The following is an 18,745-nucleotide window of genomic DNA, read 5'->3' as shown; positions in this document are numbered from 1 at the left end:
CCTCACAGCGTTATGTGGGTACGGAGCCACATACCGGAGGTGACCGCTCGTGTTCGGTTCGGCCATGAACGAGTTCTTCATGCCGGGGAAGCGGCACGAAGAAGAAGAGCGGCAGCGGATGGAGATCACGCTCGACGAGGTGGGGGACGCCGATCCCGGGCAGGGGCCCATAGATCTGTCCAGTGGGATCGTCCTTATACGGGTGCCGCCCAAGTCCGAGCCGGACGACGCCTAGCGGCCGCCCGTACGCCGAAGGGCCCGGCATCCCCACCTGCTCGGGATGACGGGCCCTCCGTGGACCGCTACGCGTCGAAGCGCTACGCGTCGAAGACCTCCGACACCAGCTGCTCCTGCTCCTGCTCGTGGCGCTTCTTCGAGCCCACCGCCGGGGACGAGCCGTGCGGGCGCGAGATGCGGCGCAGGCGCTCGCCGTGCGGGACGTCCGCGCCGACCGCCAGGTCCAGGTGGTCGATCAGGTTGAGGGCGATGAAGGGCCACGCGCCCTGGTTCGCCGGCTCCTCCTGCGCCCACAGGTACTTCTCGGCGTTCGGGTACTTGGCGATCTCGGCCTGGAGCTCCGCACCCGGCAGCGGGTACAGGCGCTCCAGACGGATCAGCGCCGTGTCCGTCGCGCCGCGCTTGTCGCGCTCCGCCTTGAGGTCGTAGTAGACCTTGCCGGCGCAGAAGACGACCTTGCGGACCGCGGCCGGGTCGACGAACTCGTCGCCGATGACCGGACGGAAGCCACCCGAGGTGAACTCCTCCACCTTCGACGCGGCGGCCTTCAGGCGCAGCATCGACTTCGGGGTGAAGACCACCAGCGGCTTGTGGTGCGGGTTGTGCACCTGCCACCGCAGGAGGTGGAAGTAGTTCGACGGGAGCGTCGGCATCGCGACCGTCATGTTGTTCTGCGCGCACATCTGCAGGAAGCGCTCGGGGCGCGCGGACGAGTGGTCCGGGCCCTGGCCCTCGTAGCCGTGCGGCAGGAGGAGGGTGACGCCGGACGTCTGCGCCCACTTCTGCTCGGCGGAGGAGATGAACTCGTCCACCACCGTCTGCGCGCCGTTGACGAAGTCGCCGAACTGCGCCTCCCACATCACCAGGGACTCGGGACGCGCCAGCGAGTAGCCGTACTCGAAGCCCATCGCCGCGTACTCGGAGAGCAGCGAGTCGTAGACGTTGTAGCGCGCCTGCTCCTCGGTGAGGTACATCAGCGGGGTGTAGTCCTCGCCGGTGACCTGGTCCACCAGGACCGCGTGGCGCTGGCCGAAGGTGCCGCGGCGGGTGTCCTGGCCGGAGAGGCGGACCGGGACGCCGTCCATCAGCAGCGAGCCGATGGCCAGGGTCTCGCCCATGCCCCAGTCGATCGTGCCGTCCTCGACCGAGGCCGCGCGGCGCTGCAGCTGGGGCAGCAGACGCGGGTGGACGGTGATCCGCTCGGGGATGTTGACCTGCGACTCGGCGATCCGCTTGACGACCTCCTGGGAGACCGCGGTGGCGACGGCCACCGGGAACTCGGCCTGCGGGTCGGTCGCGTGGACCTCGCCCGGCGCCGAGGTGGCCTCGCGGACCTCCGCGAAGACCTTCTCCAGCTGGCCCTGGAAGTCCTGGAGCGCCTGCTCCGCCTCTTCCAGGGTGATGTCGCCGCGACCGATCAGCGACTCGGTGTACAGCTTGCGCACCGAGCGCTTCTTGTCGATCAGGTTGTACATCTGCGGGTTGGTGAACTGCGGGTTGTCGCCCTCGTTGTGACCGCGGCGGCGGTAGCAGATGAGGTCGATCACGACGTCCTTGTTGAACGTCTGGCGGAACTCGAAGGCCAGGCGGGCCACGCGGACCACGGCCTCCGGGTCGTCGCCGTTCACGTGGATGATCGGCGCCTCGATCATGCGGGCCACGTCGGTGGCGTACATGGAGGAGCGTGACGACTCCGGGGCGGCGGTGAAGCCGACCTGGTTGTTGATGACGATGTGGACCGTGCCGCCGGTGCGGTAGCCGCGCAGCTGCGACATGTTCAGGGTCTCGGCCACCACGCCCTGGCCCGCGAAGGCCGCGTCGCCGTGCAGGGCGACGGGCAGGACCGTGAAGTCCGTGCCGCCCTTGTTGATGACGTCCTGCTTGGCGCGGGTGACGCCCTCCAGGACCGGGTCGACCGCCTCCAGGTGGGAGGGGTTGGCGACGAGCGAGACCTTGATCTGCTCGCCGTCCAGGCCCGTGAAGGTGCCGGAGGCGCCCAGGTGGTACTTCACGTCGCCGGAGCCGTGCATCGACTTCGGGTCGAGGTTGCCCTCGAACTCGCGGAAGATCTGCGCGTACGACTTGCCGACGATGTTGGCGAGGACGTTGAGGCGGCCGCGGTGGGCCATGCCGATGACGACCTCGTCCAGACGCGACTCGGCCGCGCTGTCGATGACCGCGTCGAGCAGCGGGATGACCGACTCGCCGCCCTCAAGGCTGAAGCGCTTCTGGCCGACGTACTTGGTCTGCAGGAACGTCTCGAACGCCTCCGCCGCGTTCAGACGGCGCAGGATCCGCAGCTGCTCCTCGCGCTCCGGCTTGGAGTGCGGGCGCTCGACGCGGTCCTGGATCCACTTGCGCTGCTTGGGGTCCTGGATGTGCATGAACTCGATGCCGGTGGTGCGGCAGTACGAGTCGCGCAGCACGCCGAGCACGTCGCGCAGCTTCATCAGGGACTTGCCGGCGAAGCCGCCGACCGCGAACTCCCGCTCCAGGTCCCACAGGGTGAGGCCGTGCTCGGTGATGTCCAGGTCGGGGTGCTTGCGCTGGCGGTACTCCAGCGGGTCGGTGTCGGCCATGACGTGGCCGCGGACCCGGTAGGAGTGGATCAGCTCGAAGACGCGGGCGGCCTTGGTGACGTCGTCGTCGTGCGAGGCGTCGATGTCCTTGAGCCAGCGGACCGGCTCGTACGGGATGCGCAGCGACTCGAAGATCGAGTCGTAGAAGCCCTCCTCGCCGAGCAGGAAGTTCGCGACGACGCGCAGGAACTCGCCGGAGGCGGCGCCCTGGATGACCCGGTGGTCGTACGTCGACGTGAGGGTCATCACCTTGGAGATGCCCAGCTTGTTCAGGGTGTCCTGGGAGGTGCCCTGGAACTCGGCCGGGTAGTCCATCGAGCCGACGCCCATGATGACCGACTGTCCGGGCATCAGACGCGGCACGGAGTGCACGGTGCCGAGGCCGCCCGGGTTGGTGAGGGAGACCGTCACACCGGTGAAGTCGTCCATCGTCAGCTTGCCGAGGCGCGCGCGCTTGACGATGTCCTCGTAGGCCTGCCAGAACTCGAAGAAGTTCAGCGTCTCGGCCTTCTTGATGCCCGCGACGACCAGCTGGCGGTCGCCGTTGGGCTTCACCAGGTCGATGGCGAGGCCGAAGTTCACGTGGTCGGGCTTGACCAGGGTCGGCTTGCCGTCCTTCTCCACGAAGGAGTAGTTCATCGACGGCATGGCCTTGATGGCCTGCACCATCGCGTACCCGATGAGGTGCGTGAAGGAGATCTTCCCGCCGCGGGCGCGCTTGAGGTGGTTGTTGATGACGATGCGGTTGTCGAAGAGCAGCTTCACCGGGACCGCGCGCACGGACGTGGCCGTGGGGACCTCGATGGAGGCGTTCATGTTCTTCGCGACCGCGGCGGCGGGGCCGCGCAGCGTCACGTACTCAGGACCGGCCGGGGCCTCGGTCGCCGGGGCGGCCTTGGCGGCGGCGGGCTTCGCGGCGGGCGCCGGAGCGGCCTTCGCGGGAGCCGGGGCCGGAGCCGGTGCCGGGGCGGCGGCCGCGGGCTGCGCGACCGGAGCCGGAGCGGCGGGTGCCGGGGCCGGGGCGACCGGGGCGGGCGCCGGGGCCGGAGCGGCAGGGGTGGCTACCGCAGCCCCCGCGGCTGCGGCGGGAGCACCCGCGACGGGCTTGTCCGCCGTACCGGGCGTACCCGGCTTGTAGTCGGCGAAGAAGTCCCACCAGGCACGGTCGACCGAATTGGGGTCCTGGAGGTACTGCTGGTAGATCTCGTCGACGAGCCACTCATTGGCACCGAAGCCGGCTGCAGGGTTCTTGCCCTGCCCGTCTTGGTCGGTCGAGACGCTCGAATTACTGGGGGACTGAGACGACACGGCGGCAACCGCCCTCTTCCGCTTCACAAGGTGATGGACAGCGGAAATAAAGGCTACGCCTCCCTGGCCTGGAGGTGCAGACCGGGCGTGCCACAGTCGCGTAAGTCACACCGGAAAGCGTGTTTCGGGGCAGGATTTGGCGGGAAACAGATCAGGTTCCGCTCGTGAGTGGGTACGCCACAGCGCGGTTGCGGCCCTCGTAGAGCCGCATCCCTTGCCCACTCACACGCAGAACGTGTGCTTCCGGTTCGAGACTACGTCAATTCGCCGGTCGGGTGACGCCCGGAAGGGTGACCTGGATGCGGCATCCGCGTGATGATTCGGCCACGCCGATGTGACCGCCGTGCAGATCCACCGCCCAGCGCGCGATCGCCAGGCCCAGACCCGTACCGCCGTCGCTGCCCGGCCCGTGCGGCGCCGAGGCGTCGCCCCGGTTGAACCGCTCGAAGACCCGGTGCCACTCCGACTTCGGGATGCCCGGACCCTCGTCCAGGACCTCCAGGTCGAGCGACTCCGGCTGCGGGCCGCGCCGGGCCCGTACCGTGACGCGGCCGTGCGGCGGGGAGTGCTTGACCGCGTTGTCGATGAGGTTGGCGACCACCTGGTGCAGCCGCTCGCGGTCCGCGTGCGCGGTCAGCTCCGGCGGCGAGACGTCCAGATGCAGATGCACGTCCGTACGGGTGTGATTGCCCGAGCCGGAGGAGAGCCCGCGCCGGGAGGCGGCCAGATTGGCCTCCTTGAGCACCCCGGACAGATACGGCCACACCTCGAAGCGGTGCGCCCGCAGCGGTACGACGCCGTGGTCGAGCCGGGAGAGGTCGAGCAGCGTCTCCACCAGGCGGCCGAGCCGCTCGGTCTGCTTCAGGGCCGTGCGCATCGTCTCGGGGTCGGCGGCCGAGACGCCGTCCACGACGTTCTCCAGGACCGCCCGCAGCGCCGCGATGGGCGTACGCAGCTCGTGCGAGACATTCGCCACGAGCTCCTTGCGGTGGCGGTCCACCGCCTCCAGGTCCTCGGCCATGCGGTTGATGGTGGAGGCGAGGTCACCGAGCTCGTCGCGGCGGTCGGCGCCGCGCACCCGGCGGGTGTAGTCGCCGTGCGAGATGGACCGGGCGACCGTGTTCATCTCGTCCAGCGGCGCGGTGAGCCCGTGCGCCACGAACTGGGTGATCAGCAGGGTCGCGATCACCGAGAAGACGGTGATGAACCGCAGCTCGGTACGGGTCTGCACGGCCACCATCAGCAGGCCGGTGGTGATGAAGACCGAGACCACGACGAGCGTGCCCAGCTTGGTCTTGATCGAGACCGAGAGGTAGCGCAGCCGGCTCAGCAGGCCGCCGCGAACCGGGGCGCGCGGCCCGTTCCTACGGGTCCGCCCGCTCACCGCTCCGGCCGCCGCCCGGCTCATGGCGCCGGGGTCTCCAGCGCGTATCCGACGCCATGGACCGTGCGGATGCGCTCGGCCCCGATCTTCCGGCGCAGCGCCTTGATGTGGCTGTCCACGGTCCTGGTGCCCGACGCGTCCGCCCAGTCCCAGACCTCGGCGAGCAGCTGCTCGCGCGAGAGCACCGCGCGCGGGGTGTTCGCCAGACAGCTCAGCAGGTCGAACTCGGTGGGGGTGAGGTGGACGTCCTCGCCGCGCACCCGTACCCGTCGCTGAGCGTGGTCGATCTCCAGCTCGCCCAGGCGCAGGATGCCCGTGCGCGGGGTCGCGGCGGCCAGCGTGGCCCGCTCGACCCGGCGCAGCAGTACGTGCACCCTCGCCGCCAGCTCCCGCATGGAGAACGGCTTGGTCATGTAGTCGTCCGCGCCGACGCCGAGCCCGACCAGCATGTCCGTCTCGTCGTCGCGGGCCGTCAGCATCAGCACCGGGACCGGCCGGCGGGCCTGGACCCGGCGGCAGACCTCCAGGCCGTCGAAGCCCGGCAGCATGATGTCCAGGACCATCAGGTCCGGCTGCCAGGCCTCGGCCGTGTCGACGGCGGCAGGGCCGTCGAGCGCCGTCTGCACCTGGAAGCCCTCGGCTCTCAGCCGCGCCGCGATGGCGTCGACGATCGTCGTGTCGTCCTCGACGACCAGCACCCGGCGCTGGGCGCCGGGGGTGGCCGCTACGCCGTTGTGGGTGGTGTGTGCCTGCTCCATCGCCCCGCCCTGATATTGCTTCCGGGGATCAGTGGGGTGATCCCCTGTGTCGGTCAGAGACTAGAGGCACCGGCCGCGTCCCGGCTACGCAGGGCGAACGGCGAGATGGACCACGTCAGGGACGCCCCGGGCAACTGTGATCTCTTCGGTCCTAACCCCGTGGAATCCGGCATTACGGAGAGCTTCCTCGAAGGCGGCCGACGGCTGCGCGGACCAGACGGCGAGCACTCCGCCCGGCTCCAGACGGTCCCGGCAGGCGGTGAGACCGGTGGGGGAGTAGAGGCTGTCGTTGCTCTCGGTCACGGTCCAGTCGGGCCCGTTGTCGATGTCCAGGCAGAGCGCGTCGAAGGTGTCGGACGTGGTGCGTACGTAGGCGACCAGATCGGTGTGCAGGACCTCGGTGCGGGGGTCGGCGAGAGCGGCCTCGGAGAGGGGCGCCAGGGGGCCCGTACGGTGCCAGTCGATGACGGCCAACTCGCGTTCCACCACGGCGATCCGGCCCCACCGGGGGTCGGCGGCCGCGTGCGCCAGGGAGAAGCCGACACCTAGCCCGCCGATGAGTACGGAAGGTGTCCCGCGGCCCGTCGGCAGCGCGTCGTAGGCGGCGTCCACGAGCAGCCGCTCGGAGCGTCCGTCGGAGGTGTCCATCAGGAACGTTCCATTGGCGATGATCTCGAAGTGCGGGCCGCGCCGGCGGAGCACCACCTCGCCGTACGGTCCCTCGCGCCGGTCGAGCGTGATCGGGTCGGCGACGGGCATCGGAAGACCTCCTCGGGGGCGGAGCTGACGACTCCTTGCGCCGACGCATGGTCCGCGTCAAAGGTTGTCCAATGTGGCACAAGTCATAGACGTGTTGGGGAGCGTTCGCAGAGGGTGAGCGTTGTACAAGGGAAGCAACAGGGCCGAGGGCGGGGGAGAAGACGGTCATCGAGACGGCGGAGGGCGGGGCCATCGCGAAGCCCCCTGTGACCAGCGCGGAAAACCCCGACGCGGACAGACGTCCGCCGCTGTGGGCCGCATGGGAACCGCGGTCGTGTCTGCGCCGGGCGGCCCATGTGCTGCCGACGCCGACCGGCACGCCGTTCACCTTCGCGTATACGTTGCTGCTGCTCTCCACGTCGCTGTACGCGGAGTTCGGCGACCCCGACACCGTCCGTACGCTCGTCGAGGGCTCCAGCACCGATGTGCAGCACCTCACCCGTACGCCCGTCCTTGTGCTGCTCGCCAGCGCGCTGTGGATCGCGGGCGGGATCTCCTCGCCGTGGGCCGTCGGCTTCGTCTTCATCCTCACCGCGCTCGAACGCCGCGTCGGCGGGCTGCGCGCGGCCGGGGTCTTCCTGCTCGGGCATGTGGTGGCGACGCTCGCCACCGAGGTGCCGGTGGGCGTCTCGGTGATGGCCGGTCAGCTGCCGGACTCCTCGCTGCACCGCCTCGACTACGGCATCAGCTTCGGCCTGATGGCGAGCGTGGGCGCGCTGGCCGGGCTGCTGGCGCCGGTCCTGCGCTGGCCGCTGCTCGGTGTGGTCGTGGTGCTGATCACGCAGGACCTCTTCGACATGGTGGATCCGCTGGCCAGTTGGGGCCATCCGCTGGCGCTGCTCGTGGGCGTCGTGTGCTGGCCGTTCCTGCGCCGCGAGGACGCCCGCAGGGCCGGGGTCCCGGTGCCGTCAGCGGTACCCGACGGGCAGATGGGCCCGTACGTCCCGTAGCGCCTGCGGCTGATGGATCTCGTCGGCGAGGACGACATGTCCCTCGTACGTGAACTGGTACATCAGCCCGTCGGCGACCGGCTTCCCGGTCGGGCGCGGCGGCAGATGCGGGAAGTCGGCGGCCGTCAGGGCCTTGTGCAGCCCCGCGAGTTCGGCGGGGGTGAGGCGGCCCTCGACCGTCTTCCCGTCCCGCTTGGTCGAGGTGTAGCTGCCGTCCGCGCTGACGACGAGCTCGTCGTGGCGGCCCACGAAGCCGCCGCTCACCACCAGCTTCAACAGCTGCCCGTCGTGGGTCGGCGGCTTCGAGGACGTGGGCGCCGACGCGGACGGCGAGACGGCCGGGGGCGGTGTGGTCCGCGACGGCGGGGCGCCGCTGTCGGCCGACGAGCTGGAGGAGCCGCAGCCCGCCGCCGCGAACAGCGCGGTGAGCAGCAGCAGGCCGGTGGTCGTCCGGTGCGTGACCTTGGAGCTCATGCCCCAGAGGATGCCGGATCCGACGGATCGAAGTACAGACTCGCCATGGGTGAGCGCGTCTTCCAGCCGAGCGCGCTGTAGAGCGCCTGCCCCTCCGGGGTCCCGACGAGGACGGCGGTGGTGGCGCCCGCCTCCAGGGCCGCGTTCTGCAGCGTGCGCATGACCAGGCTGCCCAGGCCCCGGCGCTGGTGCTCCGGCGCCGTCTCGATCTGGTCGGCGACGGCGGTCGCGCCGGTCGGGGCGATCTGGCCGCGCGCGGCGAAGTGCCCCGCGTCGGTGCGTACGAGCACGCGCAGCACTCCACCGGTGGTCCAACTGGTCAGCGTGTAGCCGCCGGGGACCTTCGTACGGGCCCTCTCGGCCAGCGGCAGCGTCATCAGGTAGCCGGGCTGGTCGTAGTGCCAGCCCGGGCCGAGCCACGGCCGGACCGTGTCGTCGTCCGCGAACAGCTTCAGCCAGGTGCCGGGCGCGGTCGTCGCCCCGACCAGCTTGCGGACGGTCGGCTCGTCGGGCTCGGGCACCACGTGCCGGGAGACGTGCTTGCTCTGGCCGACGTCGATGGTCCAGCCCCAGGGCTCGGCGACCGGCTCGGCCGCGCCGCGCGAGACGACCCAGCCCTTGATCCAGGCCGCGACGACGTCCGGTACCGACTCCGACTCCATGGGTTCCCCTCCGATGGCTTTGACGCTGATGTGTGGGTAATAGTTGCTGAGTCATATTGGCTATTACAAGTGACGATCGCTCACAGCGAACACCCGTTGGGGAACATTCATGGGCTCACATGCATTGAGTCGGCATAGCTCAACTTGACTGCCGAAGGGGAGATCATGGCTCACTCGTCCGCACCGCTCACCCTGCCTGTGCTGCCGCTCGACGACGAGGTCGTGCTGCCCGGGATGGTGGTGCCCCTGGACCTGTCCGACACCGAGGTGCGGGCCGCCGTCGAGGCCGCCCAGGCGGCCGTACGGGCCGAGGGCACCGCCGCCGGCAAGCCCAGGGTGCTGCTCGTCCCGCGCGTCGACGGGGCCTACGCGTCCACCGGCGTACTCGGCACCGTGGAGCAGGTGGGGCGCCTCTCCGACGGCGACCCCGGCGCCCTGATCCGCGGCCGGGGCCGGGTACGGATCGGCGCGGGGACCACCGGCCCCGGCGCGGCCCTGTGGGTCGAGGGCATCTCGATCGACGAGAGCGCCCCCGAACCCCTGCCCGGCCAGGTCGCCGAGCTGGTGAAGGAGTACAAGGCGCTCGCCACCGACTGGCTGAAGAAGCGCGGTGCCTGGCAGATCGTGGACCGCGTCCAGCAGATCGAGGACGTCTCCGCGCTCGCCGACAACTCCGGCTACTCGCCGTTCCTCACCACCGCCCAGAAGGTCGAGCTCCTGGAGACCGCCGACCCGGTCGCCCGCCTCAAGCTCGCCACCGAGCAGCTGCGCGAGCACCTGGCCGAGCAGGACGTCGCCGAGTCCATCGCCAAGGACGTGCAGGAAGGCGTCGACAAGCAGCAGCGCGAGTTCCTGCTCCGCCGCCAGCTGGACGCCGTGCGCAAGGAGCTGCGCGAGCTCAACGGAGAGGCGGAGGGCGAGGAGTCCGACGACTACCGCGCCCGCGTGGAGGCCGCCGACCTGCCCGAGAAGGTGCGCGAGGCCGCCCTCAAGGAGGTCGACAAGCTGGAGCGCTCCAGCGACCAGTCCCCGGAGGGCTCCTGGATCCGCACCTGGCTGGACACCGTCCTCGAACTGCCGTGGAACGAGCGGACCGAGGACGTCTACGACATCAAGGGCGCCCGCGCGGTCCTGGACGCCGAGCACGCGGGCCTGAAGGACGTGAAGGAGCGCATCACCGAGTACCTGGCGGTCCGCAAGCGGCGGGCCGAGCGCGGCCTCGGCGTGGTGGGCGGCAGGCGCGGGGGCGCGGTGCTCGCGCTGGTGGGCCCGCCCGGCGTCGGCAAGACGAGCGTCGCCGAGAGCGTGGCGCACGCGATGGGCCGCAAGTTCGTCCGCGTCGCCCTCGGCGGCGTCCGCGACGAGGCGGAGGTCCGAGGCCACCGTCGTACGTACGTGGGCGCGCTGCCCGGCCGTATCGTGCGGGCGATCAAGGAGGCCGGGTCGATGAACCCGGTGGTGCTGCTCGACGAGATCGACAAGATCGGCTCCGACTTCCGGGGCGACCCGGCCGCGGCCCTGCTCGAAGTCCTCGACCCGGCGCAGAACCACACGTTCCGCGACCACTACCTGGAGGTCGAGCTCGACCTCAGCGACGTCGTCTTCCTGGCCACCGCCAACGTCCTGGAGGCCATCCCGGAGGCGCTGCTGGACCGGATGGAGCTGGTCCGCCTCGACGGCTACACCGAGGACGAGAAGGTCGTCATCGCCCGCGACCACCTGCTCCCGCGCCAGCTGGAGCGGGCGGGCCTGGAGCCCGGCGAGGTGGCCCTGGACGACGCGGCGCTGCGCAAGCTCGCCGGGGAGTACACCCGCGAGGCGGGCGTGCGGAACCTGGAGCGCGCGCTCGCCCGGCTGCTGCGCAAGACGGCGGCCCAGCACGAGAGCGGCGAGCGCGAGCTGCCGTTCACGGTCACGCCCGACGATCTGCGCGCGCTGATCGGGCGCCCCCACCACGTCCCGGAGTCCGCGCAGGACCCGGCCGAGCGGCGCACCTCGGTGCCGGGCGTGGCCACCGGCCTCGCGGTCACGGGAGCGGGCGGCGACGTCCTCTTCGTCGAGGCGTCGCTCGCCGACCCGGAGACGGGCGCGGCCGGGCTGACCCTCACCGGTCAGCTGGGCGACGTGATGAAGGAGTCGGCGCAGATCGCGCTGAGCTACCTGCGCTCGCACGGCGCCGAACTGGAGCTGCCGGTCGCCGACCTCAAGGACCGGGGCGTGCACGTCCACTTCCCGGCGGGCGCGGTCCCCAAGGACGGCCCGAGCGCGGGAATCACGCTGGTGACGGCGCTCGCGTCGCTGCTCAGCGGACGTCTGGTGCGGACGGATGTGGCGATGACCGGTGAGGTGTCGCTGACCGGGCGGGTGCTGCCGATCGGCGGTCTGAAGCAGAAGCTGCTGGCCGCGCACCGGGCGGGCATCACCACCGTGGTGATCCCCAAGCGCAACGAGCCGGACCTGGACGACGTCCCCGCCGAGGTCCTGGACAAGCTGGAGGTCCACCCGGTGACCGATGTCCGCCAGGTCCTGGAGATCGCCCTGGCCCCGGCGGAGGTCCGGGTGCCGGTCGCGGCCTGACCGGACCGGTGGCGAGGGGCCACGCGCGCGGTACGACTACGCGCGCGTGGCCTTTTCGTACAGCTCGCGCGCGTGGGCGTCGAAGAGCACGGCAGTCGACTCGACGTCCGTGTCGCCGCCGCTGAGGACGCCGATGAGGTGGCCGAGGCGGCCGGGCCCCCGGTAGTCCGCCAGCCACGGGCTGCCGCTGGTCCCGGTCCAGAACCCGGCGCACTCGATCCGGACGTCGCTCGCCATGTCGCTGTCGCGGCGGCTGTCGGTGGTGCAGGAGATCGGCCGGTTGTCGGGGTTGTGGTCCTCGGCCGGGTAGCCGACGACGGTGACGCGGCGCTCGGGGCCCGAGGCCCAGTCCGCCTCGGCGGCGCCGACCACGCTCTGCACACTGCGGCCGCGCGCGTCCGGCTCCAGGGTGAGGAAGGCGTAGTCGTAGGCGTCGTCGCCGTCCTTGGACCACTTGTCGTCGGTCTGCACGGCCTTGACCTTCCAGGTCCCGTACGGAGTCGAGCCCTTCACCGCCCCCGAGAAGGCGGGTGCGAACTCCATGGAGCCGACCGACCCGGAGTCGGCGCAGTGCGCGGCGGTCGCCACCACATTGCCCTTGGGGCTGGCGACGACGCTGGCGGTGCACCAGTGCCTGTCGCCGTCGACGAGGACACCCACCGACGGCAGCCCGGCGGTGGCGCCGGCGGAGGTCTGCGGAGCCGGTGCGGGCGGCACCTCGTCGCTCTGGTCCGGCTGGGGTGCCGAGGCCGCCGACCAGCCGCATCCGGTGACCATCGCCAGCATCCCCGTGGCGGACACTCGCAACACCGTTCGCATCACGCGCATGGCGACCATCCTGTCGTATGACACGTCGGAATGCGGTGAGGCCCCCGGTGCGCGTCGACGCACCGGGGGCTGTGGGCTATCCGTTGGCCAGAGCTTGCAGGCGGTCGTACGCCCCGTTGAAGCGCGAATGGTCGCCGACGGTGGGGCCGGAGGAGGTGTACTGCCACATCGTGTAGTAGCCCCAGCCGGCCGGGAGCGTGCCCGGGTCGGTGTTGTAGCGGGCGATCCACAGCGGGTCGGTGGAGCCGAAGGCGGCCGAGTTGCCGGTGCACTGGGTCCACCAGCTGGTGGCGGTGTAGATCACCGCGTCCCGGCCCGTAAGGGCCCGGTACTCGTCCGTGAAGTCGCTGATCCAGCTGACCATCTCGCCCTGCGAGAGCCCGTAGCAGGCGGCGCCGTACGGGTTCCACTCGATGTCGAGGGCGCCCGGCAGCGTACGGCCGTCGGCGGACCAGCCGCCGCCGTGGTCCACGAAGTAGTCGGCCTGCGTCGCGCCGCTCGTGGTGTCGGGCGTCGCGAAGTGGTATGCGCCGCGAATCATCCCGACGTTGTACGAGCCGTTGTACTGCTGCGCGAAGTACGGGTTGGTGTAGTACGTGCCCTCGGTGGCCTTCACGTACGCCCACTTCACGCCGCTGTTCCAGAGCGTGGACCAGGCGACGTTGCCGTTGTGGCTGCTGGTGTCGACGCCCTCCGTCTGGACGGCGAGGGTGGCGCCGGGCGGGCCGCCGACGCCGTCGTGGGCCGCGACGCCCATACCCATGGTGGCGGTGCCACGGGCGGGAGTGCGGGCCGCGTCGGCGGTGCCGGGGGCGGTCAGCAGCAGGGCGAGGGCGGAGAGGAGGATTCCGGCCGCGGCGAGGGGGCGGCGGCGGGCCGTTCCGGGTCTGTGCACGGGCATTGCGTGCCTCCGAAAGGCGTGGGTGGGGGGACGTGCCGGGGATATCGACATGTCGCTGTGGACATGTCATACGGAAAAAGCTACGCACGTAGACCGTGACGCGAAAGGGTTTCTGGAACTGCCATTGGCCCAGGCCACTGATGCGCCGGCATCGGCCCTGCCCAGCTGCGTTGGCGGATTCGGATCCGTAACCAACTTTCAGGACACGGGAGTTGGTGTCAGTCGTCCAGCCAGCCGCGCAGGGTGGCCCGGGCGCCCGCCTGGAAGCGGGTGTCCGCGTCCAGGTCGTGCAGCAGGCGGGTGATCCGGCGCCGGGCGGTGTGCACATGGACGCCGAGGCGGCGGGCGATCGCCTCGTCCTTCAGGCCCTCGGCCAGCAGGCCCAGGAGCTCCAGCTGTTCCTCGCTCGGGCGCTGCCCCTCGCCCGGTCCCTCGGTCCGCGCCGCCCGTAATCGCCCCAATTCCGCCCCCACCCAACAGTCTCGGATTGGACTAATCCCCCCTGAAACGTGCACAGGATTCTCGCTCCGTGCACAGGTGCCTCACAAGTGGGCATGTCCACAAGTCACCGCAGAGGCCCCGTTGAGGAGTTCTGGCACCACGGGCTTGCATGGTCATGACCAGTCGGCGCTGTCAGGCGCCACCCGCCGTCCATCGGCCCGTGGAGGAAGACCTTGCGCAAGCCCAGAGCAGGCACGTCAGGAGCAGGCACGGCCAAAGAGGGATTACTCGCCCGGGGTGCGGGCGCAGCCGCCCTCCTCGGCGCGGCCGCGCTGCTCGCCACCTCGGTACCGGCGGCCCAGGCCGCACCCCCGGCACAGACCCCGGCCGCCGATGTCGTCCCCGGCACCGGAACGCGGACCCCGGCCCTCGTCGACGGGCTCCACGAGAGCGCCGACGCCAAGGCCGCCCCGGCGGACGCTGCCCGCAGTCATCTCGCCGCCAAGGAGAGCCGCTACCGCATCGCCGACCCCGGCCGTGACCTCAGCCCCGTACAGACGCTGAAGCAGGGCGCCGACGAGACCGTACGGCTCCAGCAGAAGTACCACGGGGTCGAGGTGCTCGGCGGGCAGTACATGGTGCGGATGGAGAAGAAGGACGGCAAGCGGGTCGTCACCGGCACCTCCGGCAAGTACTTCACCGCGCTGACCACGTCGACCACCGCGACCGTCCCCGAGGACGTCGCCGTGCGCCGGGCCGTCTCCTCGGTCGCGGCCCGGGTCGGCGGCGCGACCCTCGGCAAGAAGGACATCCAGCGGGCCGAGGGCGCCAAGAGCGCGGCGGGGGCCGCGCTCACCGGCACCTCGGGCGGCCTGGTCGTGATCCCCCGGGGCACGGGCGTGCTCACCTACCGTGTCACCGTGCGCGGCACCGAGGCGACCACCGGCAGACCGGTCCTCCAGGACGTGTACGTGGACGCGCACGCCGGGTTCCCGGTGCTCCAGTACAGCCGCATCAAGACGCTCACCGCGCCGAAGGCGGCCACCGGCACGGTGAAGGCAGCGGCGCGGGCGGCGGCGAAGAGCGACGCCCCCACCAACCCCGGCACCACCGGCACCGGCGTCAAGTACAGCGGCGACAAGGTCCCGCTGAACATCTACTTCGACGCCTCCGCCAAGCAGTACAACCTGGTCGACTACGCACGCATGGCGGCCACCAGCAAGAACACCCTGCACACCTGGGACGCGCGCGCCGTCGACGTCGGCGACGCGTCGGGCCGGTGGCCCAGTGGGCTGAAGGAGTTCACCAACGCGGGCCCGGACTACAGCGGCGACGCCACCGCCACGGGCGCGGTCGACGCGCACTGGGCGGCCGGACAGGTCTACGACTACTACAAGAACGTGCACGGCCGCGACAGCCTCGACGGGCGCGGCATGGGCATCGACTCGCTGGTCGGCGTGACGCTGTTCGGCGGCCCGTACGTCAACGCCTTCTGGGACGGCCAGAAGATGGTGTACGGCTCCGGCGACGAGCAGTACAAGACGCTCTCCGCCGACCTCGACGTGGTCGGCCACGAGATGACGCACGGCGTGGTCGAGAACACCGCGAACCTGGTCTACGCGGGCCAGTCCGGCGCCCTCAACGAAGCGCTCGCCGACTACTTCGGCAACGCCATCGACGTCACGGTGAGCGGGACGAAGATGGACGACCCGGACTCCGGGCTCATCGGCGAGGACCTGTGCCGCACCGCCAAGCCCCGCGACTGCGCCTTCCGCGACCTCAACGACGGGCGGACCACGGCCAAGGACTACCTCGGCGTCTCCTTCGCCACCGACAACGGCGGGGTGCACCTCAACTCGACGATCTTCTCGGGCGCCCTGTGGAACATCCGCCAGGACCTCGACCCCAAGGACCCCTTCCTCGCGGACAGGCTCGTCTACAAGGCGCTCTCCACGTATATGACACCGCTGGACGGCTACACCGAGGCCCGTAACGCGATCCTCGCGGCCGCCAAGGACCTCAAGCTCTCCGCGCGCCAGCAGAACATCGTCAAGCGCTCCTTCAACGCCCACGGCATCGTGCCCGGCTGGGAGAACGCCATCGGCGTCGACTCCGACCAGCTCTTCGGCAAGCTCAACACGACCGGTACGGGCACGGCGGCGGGCGGCGGCTGGTGGGCCACCTCGAAGTCCAACGACGACGGCACCGAGCCGTACTCGATCTGGGCCGGCAAGGCCGACGGCACCGGCTCGGCCAAGTTGATCAGCCCCAACGACGGCCGCTTCCACGTATATCCGGCCACTGACGGCAAGACCGTGGTGTGGGCCGCGTTCGGCACCAGCAGCCTCGACATCCTGGCCCGGCCAATCGCGGGCGGCCCGACCAAGAAGCTGTACACCTCGACCACGAACGTCCAGAACCTCCGGGTCGAGAACGGCACCGTGGTCTTCGAGTCCTACGACCCGTTCGGCGGGCGGCACGTCGGCTTCCTCAAGCCCGGCGACCGCCAGCCGACCTGGGTGGACGGCGGCAGGTACGAGCTCGGCACCGCACTGCCGTCGCTGCATCACGGCACCATCGCGTACGCCAAGCTCTACCCGGTCGGGAACGACTACAAGATCGGTGTCGAGACGTACGACATCGCCACCGGCGCCACGCATCTCGCGCAGCAGCTCGGGGAGCCGCAGGCCATCGGGCAGACCGGGATCACCGGCAAGAACGTGTTCTGGCTGGCCGACGAGAACCCGGCCGACCAGGGTCAGATGGCCGTGCGCCGCTCCACCCTCGCGGGCACCGGCACGGTGGACCTCAGCCCCGAGGCCGGGCCGGGCGCGCTGATCCCGTTCGACCTGACCGCATCGGACGACGCGGTCACGGTGAACACCCTGCTGCCGGACACGCGGTACCGCAATGAGACCCTGCCCAAGCTGTGGCAGTTCAGCGCGGACGGCACCCGCAAGGGGCGGGTGTCCTGCAACCGCGGCGAGCAGCTGTACCCGTCGTCGGCGGGTGGCAGGAAGGTCGTCTGGCTGGACGGCACCACCGGCTTCACGGACCTGGTCACCCGGGACCGGCCCGCCGGAACCTGCTCGTAACCGAGCTCGCAATTGAGCCAAAGGGCCCCCGGCTCACGGTGCCGGGGGCCCTCGTCCACAGAGGACTGGGAAATACTGTCCCGTCGGGACAGCCGTGGGATGGGAGCTGATGTGGACGGTCCGGACCAGGAATTCCTGGCGCTCGAACGCGAGCTGGCGGTGTTCCTGCGGCGTGCCCGGGCGTCCTCCGGCGAGATGGCCCGCGCGGTCCATCCCGAGCTGGAGGCGGCCGCGTACGGGCTCTTCGTGCGCCTGGAGGAGGGCGGCCCGCAGCGGGCCACCGAGCTCGCCGCGTACTTCGGCGTCGGCAAGGCGACCATGAGCCGTCAGCTGCGGGCCCTGGAGGATCTGGGCCTGGTGGCCCGCGAACCGGACCCGGCCGACGGCCGCGCCTCCCTCGTCCGCCTCACCGACGAGGGCCTGGCCCGCTTCCGCCGGGTCCGCGACGCCCGCCGCGCCCAGTACGTCACCAAGCTGGCCGACTGGGACCGCACGGAAATCGCCGAACTGGCGCGCCTGCTGCACCAGTTGAACGCGAGAGCGGACATGCAGGAGCCGGGGGCGGCACGTCCGTAGTGGGAGCGCCCCGTCAGGGGCGCGGGGCTGTGACATGTGCGGCTCCGCCGCGTGGGCGCGACAAGCCCCCACCGGCCCGCAGACGAACAACCGGCAGCGTCAGAGCTCAACGAACACGACGGTCGCGTCGTCATGCGTCTTACTGCGCCGCAGATACGTACGCTCGATATCCGCGCGTTCAAGCTCCCGCACCCGCTCGACGAGCGCAGACGCACCCACCTTGCGCAGCAGCGCCACACAGTCGACCCAGTCGCCTTCGCGGAACTTCTCCACCCATCGGCTGGCGCCGTCGGTCAGGGCGGCCAGGGACCGTACGTCGCAGGTGGGGATGCGCCCGGTGACAGCCCGCGCGGCCACCGACGGATCGGCGGCCGCGGTGAAGAAGCCGCCCTCCTTGTTCCGGGCGAGCGCGTCGGCAACATCGTCCGACACCAGAGAAGAGCGCGGCACCCGATCGAGCCGGTCGTCGAGGACCGCCCGCACCCCACCGTCCGGCGACTCGACGAGCAGCACCGAGTCGGAGAGCACGAGGTGCTCCACGTACGACTCGTCCCAGCGCGCCAGGACCACCGTCGCCTGCGGAGTACGCGGGTGAGAAAGGTCACAGGTGTCGCGGTGGGCGTCGGCGGTGCGCCTGATGGACTCGGCGAGGATCTCGGTCAGCGTCATGTCGCGCCGCGAACCGGACAGTTCGGTCAGCGCGCCGCCGAGCCGCGCGGTGAACCAGGGCACGTCGTGCACACAGTCGCCGTTGCCCGGTGGTGGCGTCACCCCGTCGAGCACCACCAGGGCCCCGCCCCGTCCGGCGGCGGGCAGTGCCGTGGTCGCCCAGTCCTCGTTGGGGCGGGCGGGGTCACCGGGGTCAGTGGTGAGTTCGATGCGCATACGGCCAGTCTGCACGACGCCTTCACGCACCTTCCATGGCCGGTGAATTGGCCTGGACCACTGCGGCGGACCGTGGATTTCCCGGTGGCTGTGCACCTGTCAGAAAGCTGTGGGCGGGCATCCTGCCAAAGCCCGCGCGGAAGTTCCAACCGGCCGCGCGCATGAACGGGGGCAGGCATTCCGCGGGAGTTGATGGCCAACTCCCGAGTGATGTTCACTCGTTCGGGTGGCGGGGTGGATGTTGCATGCCTCCTTCCCAAAACCACTGGAATGGTCGGAAGCCGCGCAGGGGTGGGAACGCGTCGCACAGGGCGCAACAGACGCATGACCG

14 protein-coding genes and 1 pseudogene are annotated in these 18,745 nt (G+C 70.7%); 5 read left to right on the top strand and 10 right to left on the bottom strand.

Annotation, left to right across the window (positions count from 1 at the left end; all coding sequences use genetic code 11):
- The first annotated feature begins 64 nt into the window (after positions 1–64).
- On the top strand, positions 65–235 hold the full coding sequence (locus tag ACT1U9_RS09330; RefSeq protein ID WP_444537879.1) for a DUF6191 domain-containing protein: 171 nt from the start codon (positions 65–67) through the stop codon (positions 233–235).
- Between the two features lie 82 nt (positions 236–317).
- On the opposite strand, the gene ACT1U9_RS09325 is transcribed toward ACT1U9_RS09330, so the two are convergent.
- From ACT1U9_RS09325 to ACT1U9_RS09310, 4 genes are all read right to left on the bottom strand, one after another.
- Positions 318–4,124, bottom strand: a complete 3,807-nt coding sequence (locus ACT1U9_RS09325) for a multifunctional oxoglutarate decarboxylase/oxoglutarate dehydrogenase thiamine pyrophosphate-binding subunit/dihydrolipoyllysine-residue succinyltransferase subunit (RefSeq protein WP_444537878.1) — start codon at positions 4,122–4,124, stop codon at positions 318–320.
- A gap of 259 nt (positions 4,125–4,383) precedes the next feature.
- Positions 4,384–5,532, bottom strand: coding sequence for a HAMP domain-containing sensor histidine kinase (locus ACT1U9_RS09320; RefSeq protein WP_444537877.1), 1,149 nt, complete (start codon positions 5,530–5,532; stop codon positions 4,384–4,386).
- Positions 5,529–6,266 (bottom strand): response regulator transcription factor, encoded by a 738-nt coding sequence (locus tag ACT1U9_RS09315; RefSeq protein ID WP_067163879.1) that lies wholly within the window; start codon positions 6,264–6,266, stop codon positions 5,529–5,531. Before ACT1U9_RS09315 ends, ACT1U9_RS09320 begins: the two co-directional genes overlap by 4 nt.
- A gap of 84 nt (positions 6,267–6,350) precedes the next feature.
- Complete coding sequence (locus ACT1U9_RS09310) at positions 6,351–7,025, bottom strand: spermidine synthase (protein ID WP_444537876.1); 675 nt, start codon at positions 7,023–7,025, stop codon at positions 6,351–6,353.
- Positions 7,026–7,231: 206 nt separating this feature from the next.
- Between ACT1U9_RS09310 and ACT1U9_RS09305 the strand changes: the two genes are divergently transcribed.
- On the top strand, positions 7,232–7,975 hold the full coding sequence (locus ACT1U9_RS09305) for a rhomboid-like protein (protein WP_444537875.1): 744 nt from the start codon (positions 7,232–7,234) through the stop codon (positions 7,973–7,975).
- Here ACT1U9_RS09305 and ACT1U9_RS09300 read toward each other — a convergent pair.
- Entirely contained in the window at positions 7,934–8,449 is a 516-nt protein-coding gene (locus ACT1U9_RS09300; protein WP_444537874.1) for a hypothetical protein, read from the bottom strand. The two genes, ACT1U9_RS09305 and ACT1U9_RS09300, sit on opposite strands and share 42 nt — an antisense overlap.
- On the bottom strand, positions 8,446–9,111 hold the full coding sequence (locus tag ACT1U9_RS09295; protein WP_444537873.1) for a GNAT family N-acetyltransferase: 666 nt from the start codon (positions 9,109–9,111) through the stop codon (positions 8,446–8,448). The genes ACT1U9_RS09300 and ACT1U9_RS09295 overlap by 4 nt, the downstream gene beginning before the upstream one ends.
- 165 nt (positions 9,112–9,276) lie before the next feature.
- On the opposite strand from ACT1U9_RS09295, the gene lon reads away from it, so the two are divergent.
- Positions 9,277–11,688, top strand: coding sequence for an endopeptidase La (lon, locus tag ACT1U9_RS09290; protein ID WP_444537872.1), 2,412 nt, complete (start codon positions 9,277–9,279; stop codon positions 11,686–11,688).
- A gap of 36 nt (positions 11,689–11,724) precedes the next feature.
- Here the strand turns inward: lon and ACT1U9_RS09285 are convergent, their stop codons facing one another.
- The 3 genes and pseudogenes from ACT1U9_RS09285 to ACT1U9_RS09275 form a co-directional block, all read right to left on the bottom strand.
- Positions 11,725–12,516 (bottom strand): trypsin-like serine peptidase, encoded by a 792-nt coding sequence (locus ACT1U9_RS09285; RefSeq protein ID WP_444537871.1) that lies wholly within the window; start codon positions 12,514–12,516, stop codon positions 11,725–11,727.
- Between the two features lie 76 nt (positions 12,517–12,592).
- On the bottom strand, positions 12,593–13,417 hold the full coding sequence (locus ACT1U9_RS09280) for a lysozyme (RefSeq protein ID WP_444537870.1): 825 nt from the start codon (positions 13,415–13,417) through the stop codon (positions 12,593–12,595).
- A gap of 218 nt (positions 13,418–13,635) precedes the next feature.
- A pseudogene (locus ACT1U9_RS09275) lies at positions 13,636–13,818 on the bottom strand (helix-turn-helix domain-containing protein); the annotation flags it as partial.
- Between the two features lie 273 nt (positions 13,819–14,091).
- Here ACT1U9_RS09275 and ACT1U9_RS09270 point away from each other — a divergent pair.
- Together ACT1U9_RS09270 and ACT1U9_RS09265 are read left to right on the top strand one after the other, a co-directional pair.
- The gene (locus ACT1U9_RS09270; RefSeq protein ID WP_444537869.1) at positions 14,092–16,953 is read left to right on the top strand and encodes a M4 family metallopeptidase; all 2,862 of its coding nucleotides are present in this window, start codon (positions 14,092–14,094) and stop codon (positions 16,951–16,953) included.
- Between the two features lie 99 nt (positions 16,954–17,052).
- Positions 17,053–17,529 (top strand): MarR family winged helix-turn-helix transcriptional regulator, encoded by a 477-nt coding sequence (locus ACT1U9_RS09265; protein WP_444537868.1) that lies wholly within the window; start codon positions 17,053–17,055, stop codon positions 17,527–17,529.
- A 99-nt stretch (positions 17,530–17,628) separates the two neighbouring features.
- Here ACT1U9_RS09265 and ACT1U9_RS09260 read toward each other — a convergent pair whose 3' ends face one another.
- Positions 17,629–18,414 (bottom strand): hypothetical protein, encoded by a 786-nt coding sequence (locus tag ACT1U9_RS09260; protein WP_444537867.1) that lies wholly within the window; start codon positions 18,412–18,414, stop codon positions 17,629–17,631.
- Positions 18,415–18,745: the final 331 nt, after the last annotated feature.

This window comes from Streptomyces sp. BR1 (assembly GCF_052373795.1).
Taxonomy (GTDB): domain Bacteria; phylum Actinomycetota; class Actinomycetes; order Streptomycetales; family Streptomycetaceae; genus Streptomyces.
The sequence above is the reverse complement of the archived record's forward strand: the minus strand, read 5'-3'. Positions and strand labels throughout refer to the sequence as shown.